The 16755-nt window shown below is 36.7% G+C and carries 10 protein-coding genes; 1 reads left to right on the top strand and 9 read right to left on the bottom strand.

The features are described 5' to 3' along the window. Nucleotides 1–18: 18 nt before the first annotated feature. The 9 genes from ACYQ0E_RS00150 to ACYQ0E_RS00110 form a co-directional block, all read right to left on the bottom strand. The gene (locus tag ACYQ0E_RS00150) at nt 19–3120 is read right to left on the bottom strand and encodes an efflux RND transporter permease subunit (RefSeq protein ID WP_460186243.1); all 3102 of its coding nucleotides are present in this window, start codon (nt 3118–3120) and stop codon (nt 19–21) included. A 3-nt stretch (nt 3121–3123) separates the two neighbouring features. Next, a complete protein-coding gene (locus ACYQ0E_RS00145) occupies nt 3124–4227 on the bottom strand; it encodes an efflux RND transporter periplasmic adaptor subunit (protein WP_460186242.1) in 1104 nt (367 codons plus the stop codon). Between the two features lie 146 nt (nt 4228–4373). Then, on the bottom strand, nt 4374–6377 hold the full coding sequence (locus ACYQ0E_RS00140) for a putative bifunctional diguanylate cyclase/phosphodiesterase (protein ID WP_460186241.1): 2004 nt from the start codon (nt 6375–6377) through the stop codon (nt 4374–4376). A 1-nt stretch (nt 6378) separates the two neighbouring features. Next, a complete protein-coding gene (locus ACYQ0E_RS00135) occupies nt 6379–7266 on the bottom strand; it encodes an ABC transporter substrate-binding protein (protein WP_460186240.1) in 888 nt (295 codons plus the stop codon). Nucleotides 7267–7427: 161 nt separating this feature from the next. After that, nucleotides 7428–9809 (bottom strand): HD domain-containing phosphohydrolase, encoded by a 2382-nt coding sequence (locus ACYQ0E_RS00130; protein WP_460186239.1) that lies wholly within the window; start codon nt 9807–9809, stop codon nt 7428–7430. Nucleotides 9810–10121: 312 nt separating this feature from the next. Next, nucleotides 10122–10805, bottom strand: a complete 684-nt coding sequence (locus ACYQ0E_RS00125) for a FecR family protein (RefSeq protein ID WP_460186238.1) — start codon at nt 10803–10805, stop codon at nt 10122–10124. 12 nt (nt 10806–10817) lie between these two features. Next, the gene (locus tag ACYQ0E_RS00120; RefSeq protein ID WP_460186237.1) at nt 10818–12071 is read right to left on the bottom strand and encodes a surface lipoprotein assembly modifier; all 1254 of its coding nucleotides are present in this window, start codon (nt 12069–12071) and stop codon (nt 10818–10820) included. Between the two features lie 717 nt (nt 12072–12788). After that, entirely contained in the window at nt 12789–13991 is a 1203-nt protein-coding gene (locus tag ACYQ0E_RS00115) for a FecR family protein (protein ID WP_460186236.1), read from the bottom strand. A gap of 11 nt (nt 13992–14002) precedes the next feature. After that, nucleotides 14003–15343, bottom strand: a complete 1341-nt coding sequence (locus ACYQ0E_RS00110; protein WP_460186235.1) for a surface lipoprotein assembly modifier — start codon at nt 15341–15343, stop codon at nt 14003–14005. A gap of 421 nt (nt 15344–15764) precedes the next feature. On the opposite strand from ACYQ0E_RS00110, the gene ACYQ0E_RS00105 reads away from it, so the two are divergent. Continuing rightward, nucleotides 15765–16742, top strand: a complete 978-nt coding sequence (locus ACYQ0E_RS00105; RefSeq protein WP_460186234.1) for an AAA family ATPase — start codon at nt 15765–15767, stop codon at nt 16740–16742. Nucleotides 16743–16755: the final 13 nt, after the last annotated feature.

Raw genomic sequence — 16755 nt, 5'->3', positions numbered from 1 at the left:
CTGGTTGATTTAATGCGACTATTTCTCTGCTAGGGCTTTTTCTAGTTTATGAGTTGAGGCTAATGGTGAGCCGCTGTTTTTGGCCATGATTGCGTAGGCACTTGGAATAATAAACAGGCTAAGCAAGGTTGAAAACGCCACACCAAAGAACAGCACAATCCCTAAAATATAGCGAGTTTCTGCACCTGCTCCGCTTGAGAATATAAGCGGAAGTGTACCTGCAATGGTGGTGATTGCAGTCATTAAAATGGGGCGTAAACGCAGTTGTGTTGCCGACACTAAAGCGTGGTAGGTGTTGTAGCCTTTGTCACGCAATTGGTTGGTAAATTCTACAATTAAAATACCGTTTTTGGTGGCCAAACCAAGTAGTAATACCAGGGCTATTTGACTGTAAATATTTAATGTCATATTAAAGGCGAGCAGGGCAAATAAACCACCAACTAATGCTAATGGCACGGTGAGCAATATGACCATTGGGTGAATAAAGCTCTCAAATTGCGCAGCTAATACTAAGAATATAACCAAAATACCTAAAATAAAGACCATATAAAAGGCGTTTGAGCTGGTTTTAAAATCTCTTGATTGCCCTTTGTAGTCAATAATGGCTTCTGGCGGTAAGGTTGCACGGGTGATTTTATTAAGAAAATCTAGGGCTTGATCAAGTGAATAACCGTCCTGTAAGTTGGCAGAGAGCGTCATGGATCTTACGCGGTTATATCGATTTAGAGTTGAAGCCACGCCTGATGTTGTATAGCTAATTACGGACGAGAGCGGTACCATTTTATCGGTGGTGGCAGATCGTAGATAAATGCTGTCTAAATCTTTGGGCGAGGTAAACCATTTATGGTCAGCCTTGAGATAGATATCAATTTCTTCACCTTTGTATTGGTAAGTGGTGACTTTTTTACTACCAAGTAGCGTTTGCAAGGTTTCAGTAATATCTTGTTGTGTAATGCCTAAAGCGGCCGATTTGTCATAATCAATATGTAAGCGTATTTCTGGCTTATTTGGTTCATAATCCCAATCTAAACCGACTAGGCCTGGATTGTTTTCTTGGATGGCTAGATTCATCATGCCTTGCCATTTTTGTAGCTCTTCATAACTTGAACCACCAATAACGAATTGCACAGGTTTTTGAATTCGGCCACCTATGGGTGAACGCATAACGGGTATGGCTTTTACGCCTGTTAAATCGGCCAGTTTTTTCTTAATTTCGTTCATAATGACATAGGCAGAACGGCGTTTTGACCAGTCTTCTAACACCACAACAACAAAACCAGTATTAAAAATTTCGGTGCTGCTAAATGATCTTGGCGCACGTATTAATAAACGTTTGGCTTCGCCGTTATCTACCAGTGGCATTAGGCGTTCTTCAATTTCAGTCATGTAGCTTTGCATGTATTCGTAAGTCGCGCCTTCAGGGCCTTTTACCATAACAAAAAAGGCACCACGATCTTCTTTTGGCACATATTCTTTGGGCACATCGCTGGCAAAATAGACGCCTGTTCCAACAAGACCTATAAAGACCAAAACACTGATCCAGGAATGGCGTAAACTTTTAATTAATAGCTTTTTAAAGAAGTGTGGCGGTTTAGAATTATGTTTAGAATCTGGGTTTTTTACCTCTTTAGCAGCGGGTTTTCTAGGCTTTAAAAGCACAGAGGCTAAAGCGGGCGATAAGGTTAAAGCGACCCAGCTCGAAAACAGTACCGCCACGGCGAGTGTAATGGCAAATTCTGAGAAAAGACGGCCTATTTGACCTTCCATAAAGGCAATCGGTAAAAACACGGCTACAAGGGTTAGAGTTGTGGCAACGACCGCAAAACCAACTTGACGTGTGCCTAAGTAAGCGGCGGCAATGGGTGAATGGCCTTTATCTATATGGCGCTGAGTGTTTTCTAATACTACTATGGCATCGTCCACGACTAAACCAATGGCTAAAACTAGAGCCAATAAAGTAAGTAGGTTAATAGAAAAATCTAAAGTCCATAAAATACCAAAGGTGGCAATTAAGGAAACGGGCAGCGTAACCATGGGCACTAGGGCTAAACGCCAGCTTCTTAAAAATACCAGCATAACTAAGGCCACTAAACCTAAAGCAATAAAGAGTGTTTTATATACCTCGTTAACCGATTCTTGAACAAAAATTGATGAGTCATAACTATCGTTTAATTTTAGCCCTTCTGGCAGGTTTTGATTAATTGTCTCTTTACGTTCTCTTGCTAGTTCGGCCACGGTTAAGGTGTTGGCGTTGGACTGTTTAATAATCCCAATGCCTACCATGGGTACGCCGTTACCTCTAAATAAACGACGTCGTTCAATAGCGCCTAATTTAACCTCGGCCACATCCTGTAAGGTGAGCTGACCAATTTGTTTGTTTTGTTTGATAATAAGTTTTTTTAAATTATCAATACTGTTTAAGGGTTTGTCGGCTTGTAGGGTAAACAGGATTTGATCGCCTTGCAAAGAGCCAATAGGTAGCTCTACGTTTGAGGCTTTTAATTTGTTTTCTATATCGGTTGTGGTTACGCCGTAGAGTGCCATTTGTTTTGGATTAAGCCAAATACGGATAGCATAAGATTGGCCACCACCCACTCGCACACGGGCGACACCATCGAGCACTGAAAAACGGTCAACCAAATAGCGTTCAGCGTAGTCGGTTAATTGCGGTACGGTCATTTGGTCGCTGGATAGGTTAAACCACATAATGACGTTTTCATCGCCATCTACTTTTTCAACTTCGGGGGCGGTGGCTTGTTCGGGTAGATCGTCCGATATACGTGCTACACGGTCACGAATGTCGTTAGCGGCATCATCAATATCGCGGTCAATTGAGAACTCAACTTTAATACGTGAGCGACCGTCGCTACTGGTAGATTCGATGTATTGGATTCCTGATACACCAGATATTTGATTTTCAATGAGTTTGGTAATGCGGTTTTCAACGACTTGGGCTGAAGCACCCAAATAACTGGTGTCGATATTCACAATCGGGGCGTCAACATTGGGGTATTCACGCAAGCTCATGCGGTCAAAGGCCATAAGGCCAAAAGCCAATAATAATAAAGAAGCAACCGTGGCTAAGATTGGGCGTTTTACAGAAGTATCAGATAACCACATGTTTTATTGCCCTTGGCTTTGTTTTAAATCAGTTTTACCAGGCCTGGTAGGGGCTAAAAGTTCGGCTTGTGTTTTATCATTTTGCATGGCTTTTATTTTAATTGGCGCTTTGCTGTTTACACGCATAACACCTTGGCTAACCACAATATCGCCCGCCTGCAAACCCGATAGAATTTCCATGTTCGTTGTGCCAATTTCGCCGGTTTCTACTTCGAGTTTTGTGGCTTTGTAAAGCCCGTCTTTACTGGGTGTGAGTTTATATACAAATTCACGATCACCTAGCATTAATACCGCAGTATTAGGCACAATTAAGCTTACTTTATTGGGTAAATTAATTTTGGCATTTACCACCATATTGGTGCGCAATAATCCGTTTTGATTGGGAATAATGGCTTGAACTTGTATTAAACGAACTGAGCTTTCTAATCTGGGTGAGATAGCGGAGATTTTGCCACTAAAGATTTTATTTGGAAAGGCATCGGATTCAATAGAAACTTCAAGGCCAGGTGCTAAAAATTCTAAATATTTAATGGGTAAATAGAGGTCTAAACGCATTTGACTGATGTCGTCTAAACTTACAATGCTGGTTTGCTCGGGCAAAATAGCACCAACTGAATAGGGTGTAATGCCCAATTGACCATTAAATGGCGCCTTAATTTTGTAGTTTGCCAAAATAGCTTCTTGCGTTTGGCGTTGAGCAATGGCGGTTTGCCAATCGCGGTATTTTTCGTCTACAACCGATTGCGTAACGGTATTACTTTTTAGGGCTTTTTTTACACGTTGATACTGAGCATACGCTTCTTGTTCTGAGACTTTAATTTGTTTTAATTCGGCTTGCTCTTGTCTATCGTTTAGTTCTACGAGCAGTTGACCTTTGCTAACAATGTCACCGGCTTTAAAATGTATTTTGCTAATGGTGTCAGTGACATTGGCTGCAATTTGTATAGAGTGTTGAGCCTGTAATTCTCCCAAAGCTTTTAATTGCTGGGATTCTGACTGCAAATTGGCTTTATAGGCAATAATTTGAATAGGTGGTTTTGCATTAGCAAAGCTTAATTGGCTAAAAAGCAAAATGATTGGGGTTAACCATAATAAGGTTGTATGCATTAAAAACTATCCATGTTATTCAGTAATAGTTTTGATTTTATGTTGTATTTACCAAAATGCAAGATGTATTGATTCTCATTTCTACCAGGCCTGGTAGTTAGCTATACAGATTAGATTTGTTCTACTTTAAGCAACACTGTTTTGATTTAAGAGGTTTCGTTTGAACATTTGTTTTGAACAAGTTTAAGAAACTCTTTTTCAGGTACGGGCTTACTGCAAAAATACCCTTGGTAAGATTCGCATTGAACACTTTTTAAGAAGTCGAGTTGTGCTTGTGTTTCTACCCCTTCGGCAATGACATCAATTTTTAAATTGTGCGCCATATTGACAATGGTTTCTATAAAAATTGCGCCAGACGTTGTTTCAAAATCAACCATAAAGGATTTATCAATTTTTAAAATATTGATTGGGAATGTTTTAAGGTAGGCCAGTGAAGAATAGCCAGTACCAAAGTCATCTAAAGAGACGGTTGAACCTAGGCCACGTATTTTTTTGAGGGTATTTAAGTGTTGCTCGGTATTTTTCATCAGTACCGATTCTGTGATTTCAATATCTAAACAATGGGCTGGAAAATTTAAGTTATGAAGTAGTGTTTGCAACTTGCTAAAGAAGTTTTTGTGGCTGAATTGCAGTGCAGATACATTTACTGAAACTGGAAGCTGAATATTATATTTTTTGTTCCATTCAAGTTGATGTTCTAAGGCTTCTTGTAAAATCCAGTCACCTAAAGGCAAAATTAATCCACTCAGTTCTGCCGTGGGTATAAAGTCAAAAGGTGGAATAACCCCCTTGGTAGGATGGTTCCAACGTACTAAACACTCTAGCCCAATAATCGTTGAATCTTTTGTAGAAACTTTTGGCTGATAGTAAAGCTCAAACTCTTGATTTTGTAGTGCTTGACGTAATTCAGCTTCTAAACTGACCTCGGCTAATATTTTATGATTAAGCGCTTCTGTAAAATAGTGATATTGATTTTTACCCAGTTTTTTTGCTTCATACATGGCAATATCCGCGTTTTTCATTAACTCTTGACCATTAGTTCCATCTTTTGGATAGAAGGCCACACCAATACTGGCAGATATGTTAATGAGTTGATTACGCACAAATTGGTCTTGCGAAACGCTAGAAAGTACTCTTTCAATAATATGGCTTAATTCAATATGGTTTTGGTATTTGTTAATAATAATCACAAATTCATCACCGCCAACACGGGCAATAATGTCATAGCCTCTAAGTTCAGCAAGCATGATTTTAGAAACATTAATCACTATTTCATCGCCAGCATCATGTCCTAATGTATCGTTTATTTTTTTAAAGTTATCAATATCTAAAAATAGGTAAGCAAAGTCTTTGTTTTCGCGTTCTGATTCTTTAATAAGCCATGTTAAGCGTTCATTTAACTGAAAACGATTGGGTAGTTCGCTAAGGGCATCGGTTCTGGCCGAATGGTATAAGGCTTTGGTTTCTTTTGTTAAGAGTTGAAACGTTTGTAACATAGAGCTACGAATAGATTCTAATTCTTTAATTTTTAGTGGGTCAGGCACTTTATTATGATAATAGGCAAAGAATTTTAGTTTTTCTAAAGGTTTAACCAATAACGCCTGTAATAACCAATACAAAATCAGTGAAATAAGCAGGGTAGGTATAATGAAATACATGACATATTTTTCCAATGCATTAGAAAAATAACTCTCTATCTTAGCTTGATTGGCAAAAAGGTAAATATTTAGCTTTACTGTTTGATTCTGTGGGTAAATTTCAAAATTTAATTGATGTACTTTATTATTTAATATGGCCTCTAATACTGGCTGTGAGTTTGCTATGTGATCTTGAGTGTTGTTGGGCGGCTGACGAATATCAGGATCAGTACTTATAATGGGTGTTTGACCTTTGAAAATAGCCAAAGCAGATATAAGAGGGTTTTGCACAACCTTGCGATCGAGCAAAGCTCTAAAATTATTAATATTGTTTAGATTATTGAGTTCAGTGGTAATTGTGTAGGCTGTTTCATGCAATACGCGGTTAAAGTCCTCGTTAATCATGCTTGCTTTGGTTTTTTGTTCATCAATATAATAGATAATAAATGAACCGTATAGCGCTGAAACGGTAAGCAAAAATAAAATACTTAAAAAGCGATTAATAGTGAGCATATTACAATAAATACCGAGTTTCAAAGTTCATTTGATTCATTTTTAATTGTAATGGATCAGGGATAGGTTTATTTAACCATTTAATATCTTGTAGCCCGTTTTTAAAGTCTTGATAGCTTGGCGTTGTAGCAAGATAAGGTTTTACCACATTATAAAATTCTTGTGGGTTTTCTTGTAAATGTTGTAAGGCTTTATTGATAATCTGTTTTAGGTCTTTTAAATCAGCGAGACGATTATCTAAGGTATCTTTATTGACAAATAAGGCGTCTAAAACAATTAAGCTTGAATCATTACGAGTGGATTCAAGTACTTTAAATCCTTTTTGAGCAAGTTCAAAATTGTAAGGAACATAAGTGACTACTATCGTTGGTTTACTTGGTGTGTTTTGTTTAATTTGAGTTAGAATTTTGAGCTGATTTTTATTGATGAAATGAAATTTTTTATCTGAAAGATTAAAGGCTTTTATAAAATCCTTAAAGACTAAGGCGTTTATTGAATTGGTTTCTAAATAGACATCAATAGAGGTGGTTGAGTCTTTTAATTGGCTAAGAGATTGATTACTCATGACCATATCGCCACCATTTGAGCGATCAAACATAATTATGGGTACTAAATTATAATTTTGACTGTTTAGTTTTTGGTATTCGTACTGCGTACCAGTTACACCATTAAACCCGCCTAAGCGATAAGTCATCATACTTTCACCTAAAGAAACCAAGACAGAGAGCTCAATATTATGCTCTTTAAGCCAACCTTTTTCTTTTGCATAAAATAACGGTGAATAACCAATCCACGCATTAGTAATAATTTTAAGAGGTGGCTCTTGTTTTTGGCTGCAACCTGAGAGCATAAGCCCTAGTGTGATGAGCAGCATAATAACTTTAATCACGTTGACCTCGGTTTCAAACGGATTTTGGGTAGAAAATATAGGGACAGAATTGGTTTTATAATAAAGCAATTTTAAATAAAAAAAATATTTTGACCAGAGAATGCTCAAAAACTTATTTTGAAATATAAAAAAATGTAGGAATTTTAAAATTTCGTTGATTTTTAATCGTCTAAGTTGAGCTGAATTTGGTCAATTTGCTGTTCATTTAAAAACTGATTGTAATGCTTATAAGTCCCGCTTTCATAAAAGAATTTTAGCAATGTTTTATCGATTTGACCTTCATTGGCCATTGAGCAGAGAATGTTAAAAATTTGTGATAAGGGATTTGGCTTTTTATAAGGTCTATACTGAGACGACAGCGCTTCATATAAATCGGCTAATATTAAAATTCTATCTTCTAATACAATATCCGCTTCTTTTAACCCTCTTGGGTATCCTGAACCGTCTAGTTTTTCGTGATGATTTGCCGCAATATGTACTACGTTTTTGTATTTTTTAGGAAACGGCAATGTGCTTAAAATTTCAAGCGATACTCGAGCGTGATCCATAATCTTTTCACGTTCTTCTTGGTTTAGAGTACCTGCACGTATCAATAAATTCATGAGTTCATCGTCATTTATGATTTGGCAGGCCTGGTCATTAATTGTGACATGCTGTTGGGCAATTTGATTAATCTTGGCAATATCCTCGTTTGACAGAGGAGCACGCCCTTTATTACAGGTTTTTAAAAAGGCAAAATCATCGTCTAATTGTTTTAACCTATTTTCATAATCTTCTTGGCTAAAAGCAGGATTTTTGGCAGACAATTGGCTTTCTAATAAAGCAATTTTGGCATCACGTTTAGCAATCTCTATGCGATTTTGAATTGTTTCAATGCGGTCATATACTTTTTCAAGTTTAGTGGATTTTTGCATAATAAATTCAGGCGTGGCAATTTTGCCAACATCATGCAGTAAAGCCGCAATTTTAATTTCATGAAAGTTATCTGTACTGTAATGCACATCTTTATACACGGTTTGGTCATTTGAAATGCCGTGCGCAATAATTTGTGATAATTCAGAAACCTGACGAACATGACCACCAGTAAAAGAGCATTTTTCATCAAACGCTTTAGTAATGGTGCCAATAACGGATTCAAATAACTTTTCTAAATCTTTAATTAATAAACTGTTTGTGAGTGATATGGCCGCTTGAGAGGCTAAAGCTAAGGCGTTTTGTTTATCCGCTTCTGTAAAGGCAATATTTTGCCCATGGTCATCGAGCTTATTAATGAGTTGTAAAACGCCCACTAATTCTTGATTTGAATTGAGTAGAGGTAACACCAACATTGATTGTGAATGATAGCCTGTTGTCGCATCAAATTTCTTAGTGCCTTCAAAATTAAAATTTTCATTGTCATACACAGATTCAATATGAACAATTTGTTTATGATTGGCACAAAATGTGGCTACCATTTGGTCGTTAGGCGCACTATCAGCAAGCTTAAGAGGTAGGTTGTGCCAAGTTATGGGTTCGGCTGTTCCTCCCATTTGTATATCAAGACTGCGATTATTTACTACTGTAAATACAAGCTCATTTTGATCTTCTGATAATTGGTAAAGTGTACCTGCATCAGCATGAGAAAAATCCATTGCTTCTTGCAAAATAAGCTCTAACAATTTATTTACATTGGTTTCAGAAGAAAGCGCTTGAGCGGTAGTGAGCAACGATTGCAGTTGATTATTGGTTGCTTCTGATGCAATTTTAGAGTGCTCAGTACGTTGCAATTGGCCATTTTTAATCCTAAGTTCATCACCCTCTTGAAGTGGATTAATAGAGTGAGGAGCAAAATCTAATTGGTTTAATTCATTGATAATTTGTTCTTCAAAAGATGGCTTTAAATGGTAAGGATAAACATGAATAGAGCGGTCTATTTGCTGTAAAAACGATTGTAAAATTTGAGGTGTAAGGTGTTTACTTGCGCTAGCTAATGCTTTTAGTTTTGACGGAAAAGACACATCAATAAACAGGCATTTTATGCTTGTATCTCGATTAATAAGATGCGCGGTTTCTGGTTTAATATAGCTGTCACCACTAATTACACAACCAATATTGTCTTTTTTTATTAAGTAACCACAAGCCCCTTTAACATGGTCGGCAGGTATGGGCGTTACGCTTATATCTTGGGCTTGAATCGTTTCACCTAGAGCGATCTCGTGAAACGAGAGTAATGGAGTGTGTAGTTTAGGGTGATTAATTTCGTGAAACTTAGGCCAAATAATTCCATTAAAAAGGTGGTTTTTTAGGGCATCAATGGTGTCTTTTAAAGCATAAACCTGAAGTGGTTTTTGACGATGATTAAAATAAGTTTCTATTAAAAAAGGTAAGTCAATAATATGATCAAAATGGGCGTGAGTTAAGAACACTTGGTCAATTTTAAAACTGTGTTCACGTAAGACTCTTATGACATTCCCTGCATCAATAATCGCGTTTTCATTCAGTTGAAAAGAGATGCAGGACTTGTCCTTGCCAAGTGAGCCTGATGCGCCTAATACCTTAATCATGTTACTTTCCCTTACTCTTTTGGTTTTGGGTGAACTTTAAACGATTTTAAATGTTAACAAGTGACTTTAGGGCTCATTTGTATGTTCAATAATGCCGTTAAAATTAGTAGGATACTGTTTAATATAGTGTTTACAGGCTTTAAAGTAAATATCATATGTTTTTCATTACAAGTATTTAACCAGCGGTGTATTTTGTTAAGGCGGTTTGAAACTCTTAAAATGGCTTTGGTTGGAATGGAGTTAGGTGTTTAAAAAACTCTATTTTAGTTTGAGCTAGAAATAGGCTTTTATGAAAAAATATGAATGCATCCATTACGGATACATTTGTTTCATTTTCTCATTTTGTTCATTCATTTGCTGAATGCTTTCTACCTCTTTTATTGAGTTTTGTAAGGAAGAAGCATCGTTTTCTGATTGAATTAAACGAGTGTTGTTAGCTGTGATATTGGTAATTTTAATTTGATGCGTAGTACGGTTAAACAATAACGTTTTGTTTTTAGGTACTTCGTAAATAATTTGTGTTTTATTATCTTGGTAATAGGTAGCACCTTTAAGCGTACTTAAACGGGTAAATTTGTCATTGGTTTCAAGCGTAAAAGTGGTGCCTCTAATGCCAATAACGGCATCTTTGGTTTTGATTTTGAAACGTTGGGGAGCAAGTTTGCCAATTTTACCTGTAACCGACTTCATAAAGCCTTTAGCAAGAGAAAACGCCACTTTTGGCTCGTCACTATCATTTAATGAATAAGTGCTAATATCAAAACGAGTGTTTTTACCCAAGGTAATGACCGTTTTATCGATAAATACCATCTGCATTTTCGTTGCATCGAGGGTTACTACGGTGTCTTTTTTCATTATTGGAGAACCAATAGCGGCATCAATTTTTTGCTGGTTTCGTTCAATTAATGCATTACCACTTAGGGCTGAAACCTTACCAATGGAGGCGTAAGCTTCTGATCCTATAAAAAAACATAATATAAAAATAATGGATTTCATTTTAATTACTCCTTAAAAACGTTTAATTAGGTTCAAAAGAAACACGTTTTTATTGTATGAGTAGGCATCTTGGTTAGATTTGTTATCGACATACGAAGTTCTAAGTTGTAAGGATAAATCTTTATTTAGATCTTTTGATATGTCTACCGAAGCCCTTAAATAATTATCTTCTCGCTTACTTAAAAAGAATGGATTGTTATCGAGATAGTTTTTATTGCTGTATTGAAGTTGAGCGCCTAACCGTACACTTGCTGAGTATTGATGAATCAAGCCTGCTGTGAGTAATGCCATATTATTCGAAACATCTAAGGTTCCATTTTTATCGGCTCTTTCTTGCATAATATCTACACCAGCGTGCCATGTGGTGGTTGGCGTAAATTGTTTGTAGTAATTTAATCCTAATTCACTGTACTGGGCATCGAGTGCTTGGTCGGTTTGCTGTAAATAGTTTTTTACGAATAATTTTGCTTGTACGGAAATTAAACTAGAAGGGCTGAGTTCGCGAGAAATTTTAGGGGCAAAACCATACGTTTCTAAATAAGCATCACCGCCATAACGCATGGTGTCGTATTGTAAAGCCGTCTCTATTTTATAGGCTTTGTATTTAAAAATTAAAGCGGGTTTATAACGTAAATACTGAATATTGTAATCACTTTCACCAGGTATTGATTTGTTCAAACCTAGTAAGCTGTTTTTGATTACAAAGCCATATTTAGACGTGGCGTCATAGTAATGATTTACGATTCCTACTTGTTGGTTATATACGTTTTCTACTTGATTAGACGCATTATTAAAGTTTTGATTATTAGACGGTACAAACCAAGAAGAGGCCTCTGGTGAGACATTCACATTGCTGTCATAGCCTATACCAAAAATCAAAGTACCATCGAGTGATGATTTTTTCTTTGTACTCTCAATTTTGGCTAGGTATGTATTAATATCATTGCTAACCGCTTCTGTAACGGTATCGGCTTGAGCCGCATGGAAGTACGTTTCAGCTTGAGTAAAATCCCCTTGATTAAAATACAATTTACCGAGTTCAATTTTAGATTTTGTGTGGTCGGGTTTCAGAATTAAAATTCGTTCATAAGCGGTAATTGCTTCATCGGGCTTATTAAGAATGGTTGCTGTGCGGGCTAAATAAAAGCTGTAATCAATGGACGCATAATCGTTTTCAACCAGCTTTGAAAAGGCTTTATAAGCTTGTGTATAAGATTGTTTTTTTAAATAGAGATAATGCAGTTTGATAGTCTTCTGAATCTGCATATACATGCGAAGAAAGGGCAAATAAAACAGTAAATGTTAAAAGGTGATGGCGTTTTATTTGAGTGTAAATAGAGGGAAGCATGTAGAAGCCTTTAATTAAAATTAAGCAATGTCTTTGATTTTATGGGTTTTTTTGTAATAAATAAAGCTTATTAAGTATTAAATATGTTTTTAATGAATATGTTGTTTTGGATAACAAGGCGCTTTAAAAGCATTTATGAAATTTGATTTTTTGGATTAGCCCTCTGCTCACAAAATTTAATTTGCTATAGGGCATACCAGGCCTGGTAATTTCAAGTTATGGGAGTCTAAGCTTAAAGTGCATTTTGGTTATCAAGTGATACCAACCTACTATTTACTTGCACCCATATAACTGGCTAAAGATGCCAAAATCAATCGGTTACGATAATAATCTCGTTGCTCATTGCAGAATTCAACATATTAGAATTTTGCATTGAATTTTGGTGTATTTGATCTGCGTCAGATAGGAGCTGATCTAGTGAATCTGTATCATCTAAAAGCGGATTGGCATTAAATGCTTGGTTATTTTTTATGGCGACGATACTTATCTGACCTGTTTTATGGTTAAACAATAAAGAGTAGTTTTTAGGCACGTCATAGGTTTTTTTGGTTTTATTATCGATGTAATAAGTAGCGCCTTTTAATGTCGTTAGCTGAAGTTAACCCTAGATACCGACACAGTTGATTAAGGAATTTCTATTGCATTATTGCATTGTATGACCCAGTTGATGTATGGGTTGTGCTCGTTGAGTCTTGACCACTTAAACTAAATGTACCCGCCACCTCCTCGGCTCCAGGTCCATAAAAGTTGCCCGATATAGAGCCTGCCGTTGCACTAATGTCCCCGCCAATAGGATTAATGTTGTTCACTACTAATCCTGTTGGCTGAACATCACCAGAGAATTGATTAAGCCATCTTGTGCCATTGATGGTGTAGTCTAGTTGACCAACTACGGCAAGAGTAGCTGCTCCAAAATCAACATTCATAGCGATGGTTCCAGAGCCTTGCTGATGGTTTTCATTAAAGGCTACCACATTTCCTGTATAGCTTGCTGTTGCCGATGTTGCAATTAAATTTGAAACGGTATTTGCTGGAGTTTGGCTTGCAGTAGTAACGGCTCCCGCCCAAACGGAATTGGCTAAATTTGTATTGGGGTTTTCCCAATAACCGTATTCAGAATAAGTGCCTGAACCTACCGTAACTTTGTTGTAGTTGTTTTTTGATAAACTCGCATCTTGCATTGAACTTTGATGAGTTTGATCAGCATCTGCTAGATCTTGATATGGGAGATCTGTACCGCTTAAAAGATGCACGGCATTAAATGCTTGTTTGCTGTTGATGATGGTTATTGTTACCTGACCTGTTTTATGGTTAAACACTAAGGTATGGTTTTTAGGTACATCATAGGTTTTTTTGGTTTTATTGTCGTAGTAAAAAGTCGCGCCTTTTAAGGTGGTGAGCTGTGTAAATTTTGCATTGGTGTTGAGTGTAAAAGTAGTCCCTTTTACACCAATCGTTGCATTAGGCGTTTTAACCTTAAAGTTAGCAGGTGTTTTTTTGCCAATCTTTCCGGTTACAGATTTCATAACCCCTTTATTTAGTGAAAACTCAACCTGTTGATTCTGAGAATCTGTTGTATTAAATGAAAATTGTGCGACTCTAAAGATGGTATTTTTTCCAAGAGAAATTATCGTACTGTCATTAAATATCATTTGTAATTGAGTTTTATCGTGAGTTACCACTGTGTCTTGCTGTTGAATTGGTAGGCCAATTTTAGCTTTAATGACTTCATTACTACGCTCAACAATTGCAGAGCCGTTAAGAGCTGTTACTTTTCCCACCGACGCATAAACCTGTGTGGTAATAAGAAAAGCCAGCATAAATACGGTAATTTTCACGTCAATTCTCCTTAAAAACGGTTAATCAAGTTTACAAGAAAAACGTTTTTATTATAAGTATATGCTTCTTGATTTGAATTATTATTAATATGTTCTACACGTAACTGAACAGCAATGTCTTTATTGATATTTTTGGATAGGAATATTGATCCTGTAAGCGTGCTGTCTTCTCTTTTATTTAAGAAAAATAGATTTTTATCAATATGATTTTTTTGACTGTACTGAAGTTCAGTACCCAGCTGTATACTTGAACTAAATAAATGGTAAAAACCTGTTTTAACCGACCAAGAGTTATTGGATACATCCAGCGTCGTTTTTTTGTCTTGACGTTCTTGAGCTAAATCAACAGAGTTTAGCCATGTAGTGTTGGTCGTGATTTTTTTAAAATATTTAAAACCAAGTTCATTATAACTAGCATCGCGTTGTTGATCGCTGCTTCGTAAATAGTTTTTAAATAAGAGTTTTAGATGAGCTGATACAAGACTAGTTGAATCGATCACATGAGATATCTTAGGCACAAAACCGTAGGTTTCTAAATAAGCATCGCCACCATAACGCATGGTGTCGTATTGCAAAGCGGTTTCAACAGTGTAATTTTCTTTTGTGAAAATCAATGAAGGTTGGTAGCGGAGGAATAAAATATTATATTCACTCTCGCCAGGGATCGATTTATTGTAAAACAATAGATTGTTTTTAATGTCAAAGCCATACTTAGATCTAGCGTTATAGATATGCGTTACTAAGGCCGCTTGTTCTGTGTATAAATTTGCAACAGGATCTGATGCACTGTTAAAGTTTTGACCAAAAACAGGCACAAACCATGAGGAGGCTTCTGGCGAAACATTAATGTTATTATCATGCCCTACGCCTAAAATAATAGAGCCACTGAGTTTTGATTTTTGAGTTTTATTCTCTATTTGGTCTAGAAACAGGTTGATATTTTTCCGAACTGTATCAGGAACTTCATCGTTTTTGGCATCATCAAAATAGGTTTTTGCTAGAGTAAATTCGGCTTGATCATAATAAATTTTGCCCAGTTCTAATTTGGCTCGGGTGTTGTTGGGTTGCAAAATTAAAATACGTTCGTAGGCGGTAATGGCCTCTTGGTCTTTGTGAAGTTTGGCGGCAGTTTGCGCTAAATAAAAGCTGTAATCAACAGATGAATAGTCTTGTTCTACTAAAACTAAAAATAGTTTATAGGCTGACTCATAGTTGTGGTTATTATATAAATTTACGGCTTTTTCAAAGTTACCAGCAGACGCCATTGTTTTATTGCTAAAGCTTATTGATACAATCGCAATAAAAAAGAAGGTTAATTTGTTTTGTTTTGATAATAAAAATTGAAAAAGCATCGCTTTGCTCGATTTTGGTTTTGTAACATATTGTATTTAAGTACAAAAGTTTAACTCTCGAACATTATTTAAACATGCTATGCCCATATTAGGATTACTATTTTTGCGCGCTTTTTACCTAAAACCACAAAAAGCTACTAAGAATATCCTAGTACACACATTATATAAAAATCTATTTAAAGAATTGGCTTACTTTTTTATCCTTAAAGCCCAGAATCTCTTAAAAAGAGAATAACGTTAAATAAAGCCGGTTCTTTATAGATTCTTTAAATGAGTTGCTTTGAAATTTTAATCATAGAAGCGCAGTGTGCATCCACTAGGTTTTATACAATAAGCGACCACATTGATTTACTTTTACGCATGATATTATTAAATGCCACAAAGTGATAAAGCATCATGTTAATCAAGTTTAGGACGCCCAATGAGCACTCAAACCGAATTTATTACCCTTAAAACACATTTGCAGCAAGTTATTGTTGGGCAAGAAGCGTTGCTGGATAAAATGCTTATTGCGTTATTAACGGGCGGTCATGTTTTGTTAGAAGGTCCACCAGGCCTGGCAAAAACCACGGCGGTTAAAACGCTCGCAACGGGTGTTCATGCCAGTTTTCAGCGTATTCAATTTACACCAGATTTAATGCCTGGCGATGTAATGGGTTCAGATGTTTTAGATGTTAATTCAGGGGCTTTAACCTTTGTTAAGGGACCGATTTTTAATGAAATTGTGTTAGCCGATGAAATAAACCGTGCTCCACCAAAAGTACAGTCAGCTCTATTAGAAGCCATGGCCGAAAAGCAAGTAACTGCAGGTGGTCAAACGCGTGAATTACCTGAATTGTTTTTGGTTATGGCAACGCAAAACCCTTTAGAGCAAAGTGGCACTTATCCGTTACCAGAAGCGCAGTTAGACCGCTTTATGTTACACGTGGTGTTGGATTACCCTAATGAAGAAGAAGAATTAGAAATTTTGCGCCGTGATAGAGCGCATCATTTTGGTGAAGATAAAGAGCCATTGAGTGCCTTTTTAACACCAGAAAAAGTGCTGCATGCACGTCACCAAGTGGCCTCGCAATTTGTATCTGAAGACATTGAAAAATATATGGTCGCTTTAGTCACCGCAACACGAAAACTGGGCGATTTAGATAATAGTTTGCAAGGTGTTTTAGAAGTAGGGGCTTCGCCTAGAGCCTCTATTGCTTTATTACATGCCGCAAGTGCTTACGCTTGGTTACAAGGCCGAGATTTTGTGACGCCTGACGATGTGATTGCTTTGTTGCCCGATATCTTACGCCACCGCTTGATTATCAGTTTTAGTGGTCGAGCGCAAAAATGGACCGCCGATAGTATTATTAGCAAGCTAATTGAATTGGTGCCTGTGCCCATGGTGCAAGCAGAATAATGGGTGTAAATTC

It is taken from the genome of Thiomicrorhabdus hydrogeniphila, from assembly GCF_054656895.1.
This window is presented reverse-complemented; position numbering and strand designations above follow the sequence as displayed.